At 64.6% G+C, this 16,432-nt stretch carries 16 protein-coding genes; 9 read left to right on the top strand and 7 right to left on the bottom strand.

Annotated elements, in window-relative coordinates; all coding sequences use genetic code 11:
• Positions 1-31: 31 nt before the first annotated feature.
• The gene (secB, locus tag LB518_RS17125; protein WP_224578781.1) at positions 32-514 is read left to right on the top strand and encodes a protein-export chaperone SecB; all 483 of its coding nucleotides are present in this window, start codon (positions 32-34) and stop codon (positions 512-514) included.
• Between the two features lie 4 nt (positions 515-518).
• On the opposite strand, the gene dnaQ is transcribed toward secB, so the two are convergent.
• From dnaQ to LB518_RS17100, 5 genes are all read right to left on the bottom strand, one after another.
• On the bottom strand, positions 519-1,241 hold the full coding sequence (gene dnaQ, locus LB518_RS17120; protein WP_224578779.1) for a DNA polymerase III subunit epsilon: 723 nt from the start codon (positions 1,239-1,241) through the stop codon (positions 519-521).
• Positions 1,242-1,337: 96 nt separating this feature from the next.
• Positions 1,338-1,955: a dephospho-CoA kinase gene (gene coaE, locus LB518_RS17115; protein ID WP_224578777.1), complete on the bottom strand. Its 618-nt coding sequence runs from the start codon at positions 1,953-1,955 to the stop codon at positions 1,338-1,340.
• The gene (locus LB518_RS17110) at positions 1,952-2,800 is read right to left on the bottom strand and encodes a shikimate dehydrogenase (protein ID WP_224578774.1); all 849 of its coding nucleotides are present in this window, start codon (positions 2,798-2,800) and stop codon (positions 1,952-1,954) included. Before LB518_RS17110 ends, coaE begins: the two co-directional genes overlap by 4 nt.
• Complete coding sequence (locus tag LB518_RS17105; protein WP_224578988.1) at positions 2,797-3,405, bottom strand: Maf family protein; 609 nt, start codon at positions 3,403-3,405, stop codon at positions 2,797-2,799. Before LB518_RS17105 ends, LB518_RS17110 begins: the two co-directional genes overlap by 4 nt.
• Positions 3,405-4,241, bottom strand: coding sequence for a pyruvate, water dikinase regulatory protein (locus LB518_RS17100; RefSeq protein ID WP_224578772.1), 837 nt, complete (start codon positions 4,239-4,241; stop codon positions 3,405-3,407). Before LB518_RS17100 ends, LB518_RS17105 begins: the two co-directional genes overlap by 1 nt.
• A 427-nt stretch (positions 4,242-4,668) precedes the next feature.
• Here LB518_RS17100 and hemE point away from each other — a divergent pair, with 427 nt between their 5' ends.
• The 3 genes from hemE (at position 4,669) to rho (ending at position 7,629) form a co-directional block, all read left to right on the top strand.
• Positions 4,669-5,706 carry a uroporphyrinogen decarboxylase gene (gene hemE / locus LB518_RS17095; RefSeq protein ID WP_224578987.1) on the top strand — a complete coding sequence of 346 codons (1,038 nt, stop codon included), beginning with the start codon at positions 4,669-4,671 and terminating at the stop codon, positions 5,704-5,706.
• Positions 5,707-5,722: 16 nt separating this feature from the next.
• Positions 5,723-6,151, top strand: a complete 429-nt coding sequence (gene hemJ, locus LB518_RS17090) for a protoporphyrinogen oxidase HemJ (protein ID WP_224578769.1) — start codon at positions 5,723-5,725, stop codon at positions 6,149-6,151.
• A gap of 212 nt (positions 6,152-6,363) precedes the next feature.
• Positions 6,364-7,629, top strand: a complete 1,266-nt coding sequence (rho, locus tag LB518_RS17085; protein ID WP_073053166.1) for a transcription termination factor Rho — start codon at positions 6,364-6,366, stop codon at positions 7,627-7,629.
• On the opposite strand, the gene LB518_RS17080 is transcribed toward rho, so the two are convergent.
• Positions 7,614-9,659 carry a thioredoxin domain-containing protein gene (locus LB518_RS17080; RefSeq protein WP_224578768.1) on the bottom strand — a complete coding sequence of 682 codons (2,046 nt, stop codon included), beginning with the start codon at positions 9,657-9,659 and terminating at the stop codon, positions 7,614-7,616. The two genes, rho and LB518_RS17080, sit on opposite strands and share 16 nt — an antisense overlap.
• Before the next feature lie 65 nt (positions 9,660-9,724).
• Here LB518_RS17080 and mnmE point away from each other — a divergent pair, with 65 nt between their 5' ends.
• From mnmE to LB518_RS17055, 5 genes are all read left to right on the top strand, one after another.
• Complete coding sequence (gene mnmE, locus LB518_RS17075) at positions 9,725-11,017, top strand: tRNA uridine-5-carboxymethylaminomethyl(34) synthesis GTPase MnmE (protein WP_224578766.1); 1,293 nt, start codon at positions 9,725-9,727, stop codon at positions 11,015-11,017.
• Positions 11,018-11,108: 91 nt separating this feature from the next.
• On the top strand, positions 11,109-12,977 hold the full coding sequence (gene mnmG / locus LB518_RS17070; protein ID WP_224578765.1) for a tRNA uridine-5-carboxymethylaminomethyl(34) synthesis enzyme MnmG: 1,869 nt from the start codon (positions 11,109-11,111) through the stop codon (positions 12,975-12,977).
• Positions 12,974-13,609, top strand: a complete 636-nt coding sequence (gene rsmG, locus LB518_RS17065) for a 16S rRNA (guanine(527)-N(7))-methyltransferase RsmG (RefSeq protein ID WP_224578764.1) — start codon at positions 12,974-12,976, stop codon at positions 13,607-13,609. The genes mnmG and rsmG overlap by 4 nt, the downstream gene beginning before the upstream one ends.
• A gap of 22 nt (positions 13,610-13,631) precedes the next feature.
• Positions 13,632-14,480, top strand: coding sequence for a ParA family protein (locus tag LB518_RS17060; RefSeq protein ID WP_073053161.1), 849 nt, complete (start codon positions 13,632-13,634; stop codon positions 14,478-14,480).
• A 37-nt stretch (positions 14,481-14,517) separates the two neighbouring features.
• Positions 14,518-15,390, top strand: coding sequence for a ParB/RepB/Spo0J family partition protein (locus LB518_RS17055; RefSeq protein WP_224578763.1), 873 nt, complete (start codon positions 14,518-14,520; stop codon positions 15,388-15,390).
• Here the strand turns inward: LB518_RS17055 and holA are convergent, their stop codons facing one another.
• On the bottom strand, positions 15,391-16,425 hold the full coding sequence (gene holA / locus LB518_RS17050; RefSeq protein ID WP_224578762.1) for a DNA polymerase III subunit delta: 1,035 nt from the start codon (positions 16,423-16,425) through the stop codon (positions 15,391-15,393). It lies immediately after the preceding gene.
• Positions 16,426-16,432 lie beyond the last annotated feature (7 nt).

Genomic DNA, 16,432 nt, shown 5'->3' with positions numbered 1-16,432 from the left:
GGCCGATCTTACGTCGAGGGAGCGCCAGTTCATGGCAGACAGCACCGAGGGCGACCCGAATCAGGGCCAGCCGAATCTTTCCGTCCTGACGCAATATGTGAAGGACCAGTCGTTCGAGAATCCGGAAGCGCCGCGCTCGCTCGGTCCGCGCCGGACGGCCCCTTCGATCAATATCGGCATCAATGTTTCGGCCAATCCGCTCGATGCGGAGGATTTCGAAGTCGAGCTGCGCCTCGAGGGCAAGGCGACCGACGGCGACCAGGTGCTGTTCGTGGCCGAACTGCTCTATGCCGGCATCTTCCGCATCGCCAATGTGCCGAAGGAAAACCTGGCGCCGCTCCTGATGATCGAGTGCCCGCGGCTGCTGTTCCCGTTCGCGCGGCAGATCCTCGCCGACATGACGCGCAATGGCGGCTTCCCGCCGCTCCTGATCGATCCGGTGGATTTCACGGCGCTCTATCGCCAGCGCCTGATGGAATTCTCGCAGAACCAGCCGACCGGCCGCCCGAGCTGATGCCTCAGGCCGGCGGGCTTTCCGCCGGTTCGAGATAAGACGTCCAGATCGCGCCGCTGAGCTTGCCGACCAATGCGGCATGCGCGGCGCGATCCGCTTCCGTGAGCCGCGAGGGCAGCGGGGCCGGGCGCACGAGGATCGGCCGCACACCGCCGGCTGCCGCAACGGTTGCCGCTGCGGCGACCTCCTGCTCCGTAACGAGGATCAGACCCGGCTGGCGCCCGCCGATCAATTCCAGATAGACATCGGCCAGGAGCTGCGCGTCGAGCAGACCGCCATGCAGCGTGCGTTTCGACGTGTCCACGCCATAGCGCGCGCAGAGCGCGTCGAGCGAGTTCGGCCCGTTCGGATGCTTCTTGCGTGCCAGCATCAGCGTATCGATGACGCGCGCCGATACGACAGCCGGCATGCCGAGCCGGCCAAACTCCGCATTGATGAAGCCGATATCGAAAGTCGCGTTATGCGCGATCAGCGGGGCGTCGCCGATAAAGGTGGCGAACTCCTCGGCCACGGATGCGAAGACCGGCTTGTCGGCCAGAAATTCCGCCGAAAGGCCATGCACACGAAACGCCTCGTCCGGCATCGACCGTTCGGGGTTGATGTAGACGTGATAATGGCGGCCAGTCGGCAGGTGGTTATAGAGCTCGATACAGCCGATTTCGACCAGACGGTCGCCCTTCAAGGGATCGAGGCCGGTGGTTTCAGTATCGAAGACGATTTCGCGCATCGGTTCAGTTCAATCCTCGCTTGACCCGATCATACCCAACAGGCTCGCTCAAGGCGAGCCGAACGGACTGATCTCGGAACCGTAGAGAAGGCGCCATCATGCCGCGTCATATCCTCGTGCGGCAGCGACGGGCGCGAGCGCCCGCAGGATATCGGCGACTGCGCGATCCGCCCGGGCGAGCCCTTCGCCTGTCGGGACGATGAAATGCGCGCGGCGACGTTTCTCTTCATCCGGCATCTGCCGCGTAAGGATTGCCACAAAGCGCGCTTCCGTCATGCCCGGCCGGGCCAGAACACGCTCACGCTGAATGGCGCCCGGCGCCGATACGACGACGACGGCATCGACGCGGTTTTCGCCCTGTGTTTCGAGCAGGAGCGGGATGTCGAGCACCGCGACAAGGCATCCGGCCGTTTGCGCCGCTTGTCGAAATCTCCGTTCCTCGGCCCGCACCAGCGGATGGACCACCGCCTCGAGCGCTGCGAGCCGTGCCGGATCGTTCTGAACCAGAGTGCCGAGCACGCCCCGGTCGATGGCGCCATCCTTCAGCGCGTCCGGGAACAGCGCGCCCACGGGCCCGACCGCGGCGCCGCCAGGCCTATAGAGCGCGTGAACAGCCATGTCGGCATTGTAGACAGCACCACCGCGTGCCGCGAACATCGCCGCCGTCGTCGACTTGCCCATGCCGATCGAGCCGGTCAGCCCGAGCGTGATCACGCGGTGACGCCCATATCCGAAAGGATGATGCGGCGGAGCTCGTCCGTCACTTCGGGCCGGACGCCGAACCAGTGCTCGAAGCCGGGTGCCGCCTGATGAAGCAACATGCCGAGCCCATCGACGGTCGCAAGCCCGCGGCCCCGCGCCGCCTTCAGGAGCGGCGTTTCAAGCGGTGCATAGACGATATCGGTCACCAGCATGGTGTCCGGTGCCGGTGCGAGGTCGATCTCCAGCGGCGGCTGGCCCTCCATGCCGAGCGACGTGGTGTTGACCAGGAGAGCTGCATCCTTGAGCAGGCCCGGCACGTCCTGCCAGCCGGCCGCGATCACCGGCGCGCCAAAACGTTCGACCATGGCCTCGGCACGGTCCCGGCTGCGATTGACGACATATACAGGCGCGAAGCCGCGGGCCTTCAGGGCATGGATTACGGCCCGCGCGGCGCCGCCGGCACCGAGCACGATCGCCGGACCGCCCCGCGCGCCGAAGTTCGGGACATGCTGATCGAGATTGGCGAGGAAGCCGAGTGCGTCCGTGTTGCCGCCGATGAGTTCGCCCTTCTCCAGCCAAAGCGTGTTGACGGCGCCGAGCGCAGTCGCGACGCCATCGGCTTTCGCAACAGCAGCGAAGGCGGCTTCCTTGTGCGGGACCGTGACATTGGCGCCGATAAAGGGGCCAGTGGCGAAGCTTGAGAGGAAGTCGCTGATTTCTTCAGGCGCAACGGCGTGGCGGACATAATCGCCCTCGATGCCATAGCGCGCGAGCCAATGCCGGTGGATGAGCGGCGAACGGGAATGCTTGACCGGCCAGCCCAGAACGGCGGCGGTCGGGATTTTCGATGCGCTCATGCTGGATCTTCGTCCCGGTCGATGGCGCCTGCCTCACGCAGCGCTGCGAGGAGCGGCAGCAGCGGCAGGCCGAGAATGCTGAAATAATCACCTTCGACTGCCGAGAACAGCCGAATTCCGCGCTCTTCGAAATGATAGGCGCCGACCGAGCCGAAAATGCCGTCGCCGGCAGCGTCGAGATAGTGCTCGATCGCCTCGGCCGAGAGCGGGCGCATGCTGAGCGTCGCGCTATCGAGATGTCGCCAGGCGATGTGGCCGTCCCGCGCGATCGTCACAGCCGTGCGGAGGATATGCGTCCGCCCGGCGAGACGCGCGATCTGCAGCGCCGCGCCATGACGGTTGCCCGGTTTCACCAGCCGCTCGTCATCAAGGTCGAGCACCTGGTCGGCGCCGATGACCAGCGCGTCCGGCCGGAGCGCAAGCACGGCGCGGGCCTTGGCTTCGGCGAGCGCCAGCGCGATGTCGGATGGGCTTGCCCCACCCGCGATCAGCGGGGCCTCCAGCGCACGCTCGTCGACCGGAGCGCCGATGCTTTCGAAATCGAGCCCGGCATGCGCCAGCATCTGGCGCCGCGCATGGCTGGTCGAGGCCAGGATGATCCGCATCATTCGCGCCGCCCGTGTTCGCCACTCCGATGCAGCGCCAGGATCGCGGTCGCGGTCTCCTCGATCGAGCGGCGGGTAACGTCGATTACCGGCCAGCCCTTGCGGGCGCAGATGCGCCGCGTCGAAGCGATTTCGGCCGCGACAGCGGCGCGGTCGAGATAGGGGTCGTCATTGCCGAGCGAGGCGAACGCCAGCACGCGATTTTCCCGCATCTGCACGATCCGGTCCGGCGTCGCCACCAGGCCAACGATCAGGGGCCGCGTCACCTGTTCGAGCTCGGCTGGCAGCGAAACGCCGGGCACGATCGGGATGTTGGCCGTGCGGACGCCACGATTGGCCAGATAGATGCTGGTCGGCGTCTTGGATGTCCGGCTGACGCCGATGATGACGATCTCGGCGAGGTCGAGTTCCTCCGGCAACTGGCCATCGTCATGCATCATCGCGAATGTGAGCGCCTCGATGCGGCGGAAATAATCGCCGTCGAGCGCATGCTGCGCGCCGGCCCGGCCTTCGCGCGAGGCGCCGAGATAGGACTGGAACACCTGCAGCACAGGATCGAGCACCGAGAAGCAGGGCACGGCAATGAGCCGACAGCCATCCTCGAGCGGATCGGCGATGCTACGGTCGACCAGCGTGAACAGGACGATGCCCGGCTCGCGTTCGATATCGTCCAGTATCCGCTCGACCTGCTTCGGCGAACGCGTCATGGCATGGAGATGCTCGATGACGGAAACGCTCGGATATTGGGCGTATGCGGCGCGCGCAACCGTGATCAGCGTCTCGCCAGTCGCATCGGAGATGAGATGGAGATGCAGATGTCGCGGCTCGCTCTTCACACTTTTGTCCCCAAGGCTGTGGACGAGATGCGGACAAAGACCCGGCACCGGCGGTCGCCCGCCAGACTCTCCCCGAAGCACTCAAAACGATCAACAGGGGCTGAGGCTGGGGACAGATTATCCCGCGATGTCTGGAATCGGGAATTGCGGCGACAGCGCCTCAATTCCTAACGCTTCGTTAACAGGCTGGCGTCAATCGTTCCAATTTTAACGATCATGAAAGTCCTGTGGCGATTCAACCTGATAGGCTTGTGGGGGGATCGGCTTCTCCACATGTCCCCAGAACCGGCTTCGCGGTCGCCGGCTCGTATGCCGCAGAGCTCTGCGATTGTGGACAGCGCTGAATGACGCTAATCCCCCGCCAAGAAGAAGAAGAATCCAGAATCTAGAGTCTTCCTTTTGATTAAGAGAGGTCACAGTGGACAGCCTGTCGCCACCGGACGGAACGACCTCGAAGCTCCTGCGCGTTCTCGGCGGCGAAGCCGTCGCACCGCCGCCGATCTGGCTGATGCGGCAAGCCGGCCGATACCTGCCCGAATATCTGGCGGCACGCGCCGAGGCTGGCAGCTTCCTTGATCTCTGCTTCAACCCGAAGCTCGCTGCAGCCGTGACCTTGCAGCCGGTCCAGCGCTTCGGTGTCGATGCCGCCATATTGTTCTCGGACATCCTGGTCATTCCCAAGGCGCTCGGGAGGGATCTCTGGTTCGAACAGGGCGAAGGGCCAAGGCTCGATCCGATCGATGCCGAGGGTATCGCCGCCTTGACTAGCGAAGGGGCTTCCGAACGCCTCGCGCCTGTGCTGGAGACCGTATCGCGCGTCAGGGCCAAGCTCGGACGAGAGACGGCGCTGATCGGCTTCTGCGGCGCGCCATTCACGGTCGCGACCTATATGATCGCCGGACGCGGCACCAAGGATCAGGCGCCGGCTCGTCTCCTCGCGGCGCGCCAGCCGGAGGTGTTCGCGGCTCTCATCGACCATATCGTCGTCGCCTCGATCGATTATCTTGCGGCCCAGCTGGAAGCTGGCGCCGACGCGGTCCAGATCTTCGACAGCTGGTCCGGCGTTCTGTCGCCGGAAGGCTTCTGCCGCTGGACGATCGAGCCGATCGGCCGCATCGTCGAAGGCGTGCGCGAGCGCGTGCCGGGCGCGAAAGTGATCGGTTTCCCGAAAGGCGCCGATCGCGCCATCCGCGATTTTGTCGGTGAAACAGGCGTCGATGCTGTCGGCGTCGACTGGACGGTCTCGCTCGATGCGGTCAGGGCAGAGCTTCGCGGCCTTACAGCGCTGCAGGGCAATCTCGATCCGATGCTGCTGGTCGCCGGCGGTGCCGTGCTGGATGCTGCTGTCGACGACATCCTTGCTGCGATGGATGGCGCGCCGTTCATCTTCAATCTCGGTCACGGGATCGTGCCCGAGACGCCGATCGCTCATGTCGAGCAACTGATCCGCCGTGTCCGCGGCTGAGCGAGGGAGCAGGGCCATGGCCGCTTATGACTGGATCAAGGCGCTGCACGTCATTGCGGTGATCAGCTGGATGGCGGGAATCTTCTATCTGCCGCGCCTGTTCGTGTACCACGCCGCGACGCCCAGGGGCTCGCCGCAGTCCGAGACGTTCAAGGTGATGGAGCAGAAGCTCCTGCGCATCATCATGAACCCGGCGATGATCGTGACCTGGGTGACGGGTCTCACCATCGCGATGATGGGCGGCTGGGAACGGCAGGGCTGGTTCATGGCGAAATTCGCCCTTGTCATCGTGATGAGCGGTTTCCACATGTGGCTTGCAGCCAGAAGGCGCGCCTTCGCCGAGGATCGGAACACCGTTTCGGAGCGTGGTTATCGGCTGGCGAACGAGGTGCCGACGGTGCTGATGATCGCGATCGTGATCCTCGTCGTCGTCAAGCCGTTCTGAACGCCATCGCAGATTTCAGCGTGGCGCTTGCTCAGCGGCGTTCGAGCGACTATGGTGCGCCAATCTTGTCGAAGCAGACGGGTGCGGTTGGCCTTGCCTAGGGCCGAACAACGCGCCACGCGGGCAGCCCTTTGCGGCTCCGCCCAGCTCAAGTTCTGCGCATCCCCTCGATGAACGCTTTTTCTTGAATCCAAGCGAGATTCGCAAAACTCATGCGTGAAATGAAACTTCAGGACCTCAAGTCCAAATCCCCGACGGAGCTTCTTGCCTTCGCCGAGGAACTCGAGGTCGAGAATGCGAGCACCCTGCGCAAGCAGGAACTGATGTTCGCGATCCTCAAGCAGCTGGCCGGCAACGATGTCGAGATCGTCGGCCAGGGCGTCGTGGAAGTGTTGCAGGATGGCTTCGGCTTCCTCCGCTCCCCGGACGCCAACTATCTCGCCGGTCCGGACGACATCTATGTGTCGCCATCGCAGATCCGGCGCTTTTCGCTCCGCACCGGCGATACGGTCGAGGGCTATATCCGCAGCCCGAAGGACGGCGAACGCTATTTCGCGCTGCTGAAGGTCTCGACGATCAATTTCGAGGACCCGGACAAGGCGCGCCACAAGGTCCATTTCGACAATCTGACGCCGCTCTACCCGAATGAGCGCTTCAAGATGGAGCTGGAGGTCCCGACCTCCAAGGATCTGACGCCGCGGATCATCGATCTCGTCGCACCGCTCGGCAAGGGCCAGCGCGCCCTTGTCACGGCGCCGCCGCGGACCGGCAAGACGGTGTTCCTGCAGAACATCGCGTCATCGATCGCGGTCAATCATCCCGAATGCTACCTGATCGTGCTGCTGATCGACGAGCGGCCGGAAGAAGTCACCGACATGCAGCGTTCGGTGAAGGGCGAGGTGATCTCCTCGACCTTCGACGAGCCGGCGACTCGCCATGTCGCAGTCGCTGAAATGGTCATCGAAAAGGCCAAGCGCCTCGTCGAACATGGCCGCGACGTCGTCATCCTGCTCGATTCGATCACCCGCCTCGGTCGCGCCTACAACACCGTCGTTCCGTCATCCGGCAAGGTGCTGACCGGCGGTGTCGACGCCAATGCACTGCAGCGGCCGAAGCGCTTCTTCGGTGCCGCGCGCAATATCGAGGAAGGCGGCTCGCTCACCATCATCGCGACGGCGCTGATCGATACCGGCAGCCGCATGGACGAAGTCATCTTCGAGGAGTTCAAGGGCACCGGCAATTCCGAGATCATTCTCGACCGCAAGGTGGCCGACAAGCGCGTGTTCCCGGCGATCGACATCACCCGCTCCGGCACCCGCAAGGAAGAGCTGCTGGTTCCGCCGGACATCCTCAAGAAGATGTATGTGCTGCGCCGCATTCTCATGCCGATGGGCACGGTCGACGCGATCGAGTTCCTGCTCGACAAGCTGCGCCAGACCAAGGGCAATTCGGATTTCTTCGATCAGATGAATACCTGATCAGCGCTGACGCCGCGCTCCAGCAGCGCGGCGAGCGCCGCTGCATCGGTCACGGGCAGCGAACAGCTGCCCTCGCGGCAGAGATAGGCCGTCGGCTTTCCTCCGACGGTTCCCTTGCCGAAAGCCGGATGGCCTTCTGGCAAGGGCGCGCCTTCGGCCCGCCAATCGACCACCAGATGACGCCCGCCATGCGCTCGCAGCGCATCCAGAAGCGCGTCCGCGGTGGCGTCTTCCGGAACGATCACCACCAGTGACCTGATATTCAGGCGGAGATCGAGCGCGCTGAGCAAGCTCGCCGTTCCGAAGACGTTGCCTCGGATCGTTGCCGCAGAGCCCGCGAGAATCGCATCCGCCTTCGCGCGGTAATGGTCATTGCCTGTCAGCGCCCAGAGCCGGACATGGGCCTCGGCGGCTATCCCATGGGCATTTGGCGTCGCCTCGTCGAGCCGATCGCGCTTGCGGACGATCAACACATCGCCGTCGTCAGGCGCCAGATAAAAGCCGCCCGCGCCGTCGCCATTATGTCGATCGAGGTCGTCAAGCCAGTGCCCGGCCTCCGCCAGCCAATGAGACTCTCGAGTTGCCTGATGCAACGCAATCGCGGCCCTCGCCAGCCCGGCGAGATCGGTCGCAAAGGCGCGGGCGCGGTTGGGGCCCTCGCTGGCGACATGCCGCAGGCGGCCTTCATCCGTGGCGCCGTCGACGATCGCCGCATAGGTCGTCCTCGCAAGGTCAACCCAATCGGGTCGCTGCAGGCGGAAGCCGGCCGTCGCAAGTCCCGTGATCGCGAGCGCGTTCCAGTCCGTCAGTGCCTGGTCGTCAAGCGAAGGTCGCGGCCTCGTCTCGCGATGGCGGCGGAGCGTATCGAGCACCCGGCGGCATCTCGCCTCGTCCTGAGCGCTCAGTCGCTCGGGATGGCTGAGGCGATTGAGGATCGTCCGCCCTTCCCAGTTGCCGGTCTCGGTGATGTCGTAGATTGCCGAGAGAAAATCAGCCTCTTCCTTGCCCAGCACGCGCTCGATCTCGTCACGCTGCCAAACATAGAAGAGCCCTTCCTCGCCATCCGAATCGGCGTCGAGACCGGCCGCGAAGCCGCCGCCGGCAAGCTGCAGTTCACGCTGCATCCACGCAATCGTCTCTTCGATTCGGCTGCGAAACAGATCCGCGTCCCGGCCAGCGCGTGGCAGCGCCAAGGCGAGCTGTTCGATCAGCATCGCATTGTCGTAGAGCATCTTCTCGAAATGCGGCACCAGCCAGCGCGCATCGGTGCTGTAGCGCGCCAGGCCGCCGCCGACATGATCATAGATGCCGCCATTGCAGAGCCCGAGCAGCGTGGCGCTGACGACCGTGGTGAGATCCGGCCGGTTGGTTCCCTCGGCGCGGCCAGCCAGAAATCCGAGGACAGGGGCGTTCGGGAATTTCGGAGCGCCGCGGGTGCCGCCGGCGCCCGGATCCATGATGCCAAGGATTGCATCTGTGGCTCGATCGAGCAGGGCTGCATCCAATTGGCCTGCCTCGGTGGGCCGGCTCGCTGCAGCGATATGCGCTGTGATCTTGTCGGCCTGTTCCAGGATCTGCGTCCGCTCGTTCCGATAAAGCGCCGCGATCTGCCGCAACACGTCAGCGAAGCCGGGGCGGCCATAGCGCGCATCGCGCGGAAAATAGGTGCCGCCCCAGATCGGCTTGCCATCAGGCGTCAGAAACATCGTCAGCGGCCAGCCGCCCTGATCGCCCAGCGCATGCAGCGCTGCCATATAGAGCTGGTCGATGTCGGGCCGTTGCTCGCGATCGACCTTGATGTTGACGAAGAGAGCGTTCATCAACGCGGCGGTCTCGGTGTGCTCGAACGACTCATGCGCCATGACGTGGCACCAGTGGCAAGCGGCGTAGCCGATCGAGAGCAGAATGGGCTTGTCAGTCTCTTTCGCCTCATCGAGCGCCGCCGGACCCCAGGGACGCCAGTCGACAGGATTGTCGGCGTGCTGCAGCAGGTAGGGGCTTTTCTCGTGGCGGAGCCGATTGTCGGACATGGCGTCGATGGTCTCCCGGAGCCCGCGCGCCGGATTGCGCAGGAGCTAAAAGGAACATAGCGCAGATGGCGGCAGAGACGATCTTCGCACTTTCGAGCGGCGCGCCGCCAGCCGGTGTCGCTGTGATCCGCCTGAGCGGGCCGGCCGTTCGATTCGGGCTCGAAACATTGCTTGGGGATGTTCCCGAGCCGCGCCGCGCGATCGTCCGAGCGCTACGTAGTTCCGATGGGACGGCGATTGATCGCGGCGTTGTGCTGTTCTTTGCGGCGCCAGCCAGCTTCACTGGCGAGGATGTTGCCGAGTTACAGATTCATGGCGGGCGCGCCGTCATCGCTGCCGTGCTGTCGACACTTGGCGCTTTGCCGGACTTTCGGCCGGCCGATGCGGGAGAATTCACCCGGCGGGCCTTCGAAAACGGCAAGGCGGATCTGACGGAGGTCGAGGGCCTTGCTGATCTGATCGCAGCCGAAACGGAAATGCAGCGCCGCCAGGCACTCGCGCTGGCGGAGGGCGGTTTGTCCGAGCGTCTGGAGTCGTGGCGGATGCGCCTTTTGCGGGCTCGCGCGCTCATCGAGGCTGAGCTGGACTTCTCCGATGAAGACGATGTGCCCGCTTCCGTGCTGGCGACCGCGCTCGCCGAGGCGGGGGTGTTGGCGACGGAGATGGATCGCCTGCTTGATGATGGCCATTGGGGCGAGCGTGTTCGGGCGGGCTTCGAGGTCGTGTTGCTCGGGGCGCCCAATGTTGGGAAGTCGAGCCTACTGAATGCCCTCGCACGACGTGAAGCCGCAATCGTCACGGCGGAGCCCGGGACCACGCGGGACATGATCGAGGTTCAATTGGTTCTTGATGGCCACGCTGTCACGCTGATCGACACGGCCGGCCTGCGGGAAACGGAGAGTATCGTCGAGCGCGAGGGTATCAGTCGCGCCAGGCGACGCGGTGCCGCCGCGGATCTCGTTCTTCTGCTCGATGACGGCGAAGGCTCGTTGCCAGAACCGCCGACGGGTGCCCCTATCCTGGTTGTTCATACGAAGTCGGATCTCGGCGGTTGTCCGGCGTCCGGCCTTGGTGTGTCGGCCCGGACGGGCGACGGTCTCGACGAGTTGCGCAAGTCGGTTGGGGAGGCGCTTGGCCTTGCCGAGCCGCGGCCTTCGGCGCTTCTGACCCGGCAGCGTCAGCGCCACGGGGTTATGGCGGCCCGCGACGGATTGCTGGGTATCTCAAGTGCCATGGCGCCTGAACTGGTGGCGGAACAGCTTCGGCAAGCGGCAGAAGGTCTTGCGCGCGTGACGGGCCGAACCGACGTGGAAGAGATGCTCGGTGTGATCTTCGGCGAATTCTGCATCGGGAAGTAGGTAGCGAGACCGGGTGTTTCACGTGAAACGGTGCGACGCTTTGACGGCTGAGGCGGCTTCCGCTATGGCGTCGGCGAAGAGAGAGAAGCTCATGACTGAGACGCGATTTGATGTGGTCGTCGTAGGCGGCGGCCATGCTGGCACGGAGGCGGCCGCGGCTGCGGCGCGGGCCGGCGCGCGCACGGCCCTGGTAACGCATGCGCAGGCGACGATCGGCGTCATGTCCTGCAATCCAGCGATCGGAGGCCTCGGCAAAGGCCACCTCGTGCGCGAGGTGGACGCGTTGGACGGCTTGATGGGCCGCGTCGCCGACGCTGCTGGCATCCAGTTCCGCCTGCTCAATCGCCGCAAGGGGCCGGCGGTGCGCGGGCCGCGCGCGCAGGCCGATCGCAAGCTTTATCGCCAGGCCATGCAGGCAGCGGTCCGGGAGACATCCGGTCTGACCGTGGTCGAAGGTGAGGCTGACGATCTGATCCTCGACCAGGGCGGCGCCGTCGCCGGCCTCGTCCTTGCTGATGGTCGTCGGATTGCCTGTGCTGCGGTCGTCGTCAGCACCGGCACATTCCTGCGCGGCTTGATCCATATCGGCGAGCGGACAATTCCGGCCGGGCGCGTCGGCGAAAAGCCAGCGCTTGGATTGTCGGCGGCATTCACGCGCATCGGCTTCCAACTGGCGCGATTGAAGACCGGAACGCCGCCGCGGCTCGACGGACGGACAATTGATTGGTCGGGTCTCGACCGTCAGCCCGGGGATGATGAGCCGGAGCCATTCTCCACCCTGACGACGGCCATCACCGGCCCACAGGTCGACTGTTTCATTACCCGCACGACCCAAGCAACGCATGATGTGATCCGCGCCAATCTGGCACGGTCGCCCATGTATTCAGGCCAGATCGAGAGCCGCGGTCCCCGCTATTGCCCGAGCATCGAGGATAAGGTGGTGCGCTTCGGCGATCGCGATGGCCACCAGATCTTCCTCGAACCCGAAGGGCTCGATGACCCTACCGTCTATCCGAATGGGATCTCGACATCGCTGCCGGAGGACGTCCAGGCCGCGATCATCGCGTCAATTCCGGGTCTGGAGCGCGCGAGCATCCTGAGGCCGGGTTACGCCATCGAGTATGATCACGTCGATCCGCGTGAGCTTGGTCCAACGCTCGAGGCGAAGCGATGTCGGGGGCTTTTCTTGGCCGGACAGATCAATGGCACCACCGGCTATGAAGAGGCCGCAGCGCAGGGCGTCGCCGCCGGGATCAATGCGGCGCGGCGCGCCGGCGATCAGGAAGGTGTGATCTTCAGCCGCGCCGAATCCTATCTCGGCGTGATGATCGACGACCTGATTACACGCGGCGTCACCGAGCCGTATCGGATGTTCACGTCCCGCGCGGAATATCGTTTGTCGCTGCGCGCCGACAATGCGGATCAGCGGTTGACGCCTTTGGGCCAGAGCCTCGGGATCGTGGGTTCGGAACGTGCATCGGCGTTTGACAACAAGCTGGCGGCCATTGAGGCGGCCCGCGGCGCCTTCGATGCGATTGTCGTCACCCCGACCGAAGCAAACCGACGCGGCCTGTCGATCAACGCCGATGGTGTCCGGCGGTCGGCCTTTGACCTCCTCGCTTATCCAGATATCGATGCGGAGCGGTTGGTCGGGCTGTGGCCAGAATTGGGTCGCTTTGCGGCTGGCGTTCTCAGCCAGATTGAATCGGAAGCGAAATACGCTGTCTATCTCGATCGGCAGAAGGCCGACGTCGCTGCGGTTGCTCGCGACGAGTCCGTCGCGATCGATCCGGCTCTCGATTTCGCGTCCCTGACTGGACTGTCGAACGAGCTAAAGCAGCGGCTTGGCCAGGTTCGGCCGGCGACGCTTGGACAAGCCGGCCGAATTGAGGGCATGACGCCCGCAGCGCTGGCTATTTTGCTGACGGCCATTCGCCGGGCGGAGAGAGCCGCGGCATGAGCGACAGTATCGCGGCCGTCACGCGCATTCTCCCTGTTTCACGTGAAACAGCGGAGCGACTCGAAACCTATGTCGCGCTGCTGCGCAAATGGCAGCCAGCGCAGAACCTAGTCTCGCCGCATACGCTCGGAGAAGTCTGGTCCAGGCATATTGCCGATTCGGCGCAGCTTGTCGCCTTGTTTCCGGATGTGCTCCGATGGGTAGATATCGGCAGTGGCGCCGGGCTGCCGGGCATCATCACCGGGATCTTGCTGGCCGACAGTCCCGGCGCGCGGGTGCACTGCGTCGAATCGAATCAGAGAAAATGTGCGTTCCTGAGAACGGCGATCCGCGAGACCGGCGCCGCGGCGGTTGTCCATGAGGGCCGGATCGAATCGATTCTGAAACAATGGCAGGAACCGGTCGATTTTATCAGTGCCCGGGCCCTTGCCAGCTTGACGAACCTCTTGGAACTAACCGAGCCGCTGACCCAGGCTGGCGTCCAGGCGGCGCTGCACAAAGGCGAGGATTTTGACGCCGAGCTCAAGGAAGCCTCTCAATCTTGGGCGCTGGATCTGGTAAGACACAAGAGCTTGATCGACTCGAACAGTTTGATCGTCGAAATCAGGCGTGCCGAGCGCCGCTCGGCGTGATCGCAGCACACGCGAGGGCGCGATGACCGAGCCTCATTCCTTCTCTCCGCCTTCGTTGCTGGCGTCGGCGCCCCGCGTCATCTCGCTGGCCAACCAGAAGGGTGGCGTCGGCAAGACGACGACCGCGATCAATCTCGGAACGGCGCTGGCGGCGATCGGTGAGGAGGTCCTGATCGTCGATCTCGATCCGCAGGGAAACGCCTCGACCGGTCTCGGCATCGATCGCAAGCAGCGCCTGCGGTCGACCTATGACCTGATGGTCGGGGAATCGATCCTCTCGGAAGTAGCGATGGAAACCGCCGTGCCGAGACTATCGGTCGCGCCGTCGACCATGGATCTGCTTGGCGTCGAACTCGAGATTGCCGGCCGCTCCGATCGTGCTTTTCGCCTGCGCCGCGCCATCGCCAGCCATGTGCAGCGGCCCGATTCGATTCGCGGCCGAAACTACTCCTATGTTCTCGTCGACTGCCCGCCGTCGCTCAATCTGCTGACGATCAATGCGCTGTCGGCATCGCATTCGATTCTCGTGCCGCTGCAATGCGAGTTCTTCGCGCTCGAGGGTCTTAGCCAGCTCCTGCAGACGGTTGAGCAGGTGAAGCACGCGCTCAATCCGGAGCTTTCGGTGCATGGGATTGTGCTGACGATGTTCGACAGCCGCAACAATCTGGCCGGCCAGGTTGTTGCCGATGTTCGGGCGCATATGGGCGATGCGGTCTATGACACCGTGATCCCGCGCAATGTTCGCATCTCCGAGGCGCCCTCGCACGGCAAGCCGGTGCTGCTCTATGATTTCAAGAGCATGGGCAGCCAGGCCTATCTCCGTCTCGCCTCGGAAATCATCCAGCGTGAAAAGCGGCTGCGGGCCGCCTGACAGTCCCGAACGCGTGCAGCCTGTCGATTTGAGGAGAATGCCAATGGAAGATGGATCGCGCCGGCGTCTCGGCCGGGGATTGGCGGCCCTCATCGGAGACGTCGATACCGAATCGGTGGTCAATGAGCGGTCGCGCCTGTCGCGCCGGGTGCCGGTCGCCTTCCTGAGGCCGAACCCGCGCAATCCGCGCAAGGCCTTCGAGGAGGCGGATCTTGCCGACCTGACGGCGTCGATCCGTGAGAAGGGCATCGTCCAGCCGATCCTGGTCCGCTCCATCGTCGGGGCGGGCGAGGCCTATGAGATCATTGCCGGCGAGCGGCGTTGGCGCGCAGCGCAGCGTGCCGGGCTGCATGACGTGCCGGTGCTGATCAACAACGTCTCCGACCAGGAGGCGCTCGAGCTTGCGATCATCGAGAACGTCCAGCGCGCGGATCTCAATCCGCTCGAGGAGGCGCTTGGCTATCAGCAGCTCATCGATGAATTCGCCTATAGCCAGACGGCGCTGGCCGATGTGATCGGCAAGAGCCGGCCGCATGTCGCCAACACGCTGCGGCTCCTGAAGCTTCCCGAACCGGTTCAGGCCTATGTCCGCGAGGGCAAACTGACCGCCGGCCATGCCCGTGCGCTCGTAACGGTCGATGATCCCGCTGCGGTGGCCGCCCGGATCGTCGAAGGCGGGCTCACGGTGCGCGAAGCCGAGGCGATGACCAAGACGGTCGACAAGGCCGGGCAGCCGCGCGTTCGCCGCGACAAGGATGCCGATACGCGCGCGCTCGAAAAACTGCTGGCCGACAGTCTTGGGCTGGCCGTCGCGATCGATCACAAGGGCAATGGCGCCGGCCAGCTCAGCATCCGCTATACGAGCCTCGAACAGCTCGACGAGCTCTGCCGTCTCCTGAAGCGCGAATAGTCAGCGCCGCCGGGCGCGGGCGGACAGCGCGACGCCCGTCAGCGCTTTCTCGACGATGACGTCGCCGAGGGCCGGTTTGATGCGGCTTTCGAAAATGGCCCGCTCGACACGTTCGGCAACCATGAACAGGCGATCGGCCGTCCAGAGCTGGACCTGCTGACCGAGCCTCGCCTTCCGCTGCGGGAAGATGTACCCCGCCGCGCTTTCGATGGCGCTTTCGGCCGGCGCGCCCTCTTCCACTGCAGACCGAATGCGATGCAGCAGCTGAAGCTGCCGCAGTCCGGCCGCAGCCACGACGAAGGCAGGCGTTCCCGACGAGATCAGACGGCGAAAGCTTCGGTCGAGGATCGCGACGTCGCCGCCGGCCATGGCGTCGACCGCTTCGTCAACCGCCGTTGCTGAAGCGTCGCCGACGATCGCCTTCACGGCTGCGACATCGACCCGCCCGAGCCCCGTCGCATAGAGCGTCAACTTCTGAACTTCGGAGCGGCTGGCAAGGCGGTCAGCGCCGAGCAGGCCGCGCAACAGCTCCCGTGCATCGTCGTCGATAGCAAGGCCGGCGGCCGCCATTTCGCTGTCGATCAATCCGTCGAGCATAGCGGCGCCATCGGCATAACAGGCGATCGCGGCGGCGCCGCGGGCCCCTTCGCAGACCTTGCGCAGCCCGGTGCCCTTCTTGATGTCGCCGGCTTCGAGGATGATCCAGGCGTCGCGCGGTGGATTGGCAAGCACGGCCTCTACGGCGGCCTGGATCGGCCGGTTGCCGGCGACGCGGACGCGGATGGCGCGGTCACCGCCGAAAAGCCCGATCGTGCCAGCTTCATCCGCCAGTCGGCCGGGATCGGCGGCGATCTCGGAGGAATCGAGCCGGATCAACGCAAAGGGATCATCACTGCCGCCGATGATAGTGGCGGCAAAGCCTGCCGCTCTCTCGGAAACGAGGCCGACATCGTTGCCATAGATGAGGACGACGCGGATCGCCGGATCAGGCTTCTTCAGGAAGCGTTCGGCATCCTGCGGCTTGATCTGCACCATCGGGCGT

It is taken from the genome of Mesorhizobium sp. BR1-1-16, assembly GCF_020165495.1.
Classification (GTDB): Bacteria; Pseudomonadota; Alphaproteobacteria; order Rhizobiales; family Kaistiaceae; genus Kaistia.
Note: the sequence above shows the minus strand (reverse complement) of the source record. Positions and strands in the feature narration are given on the sequence as shown.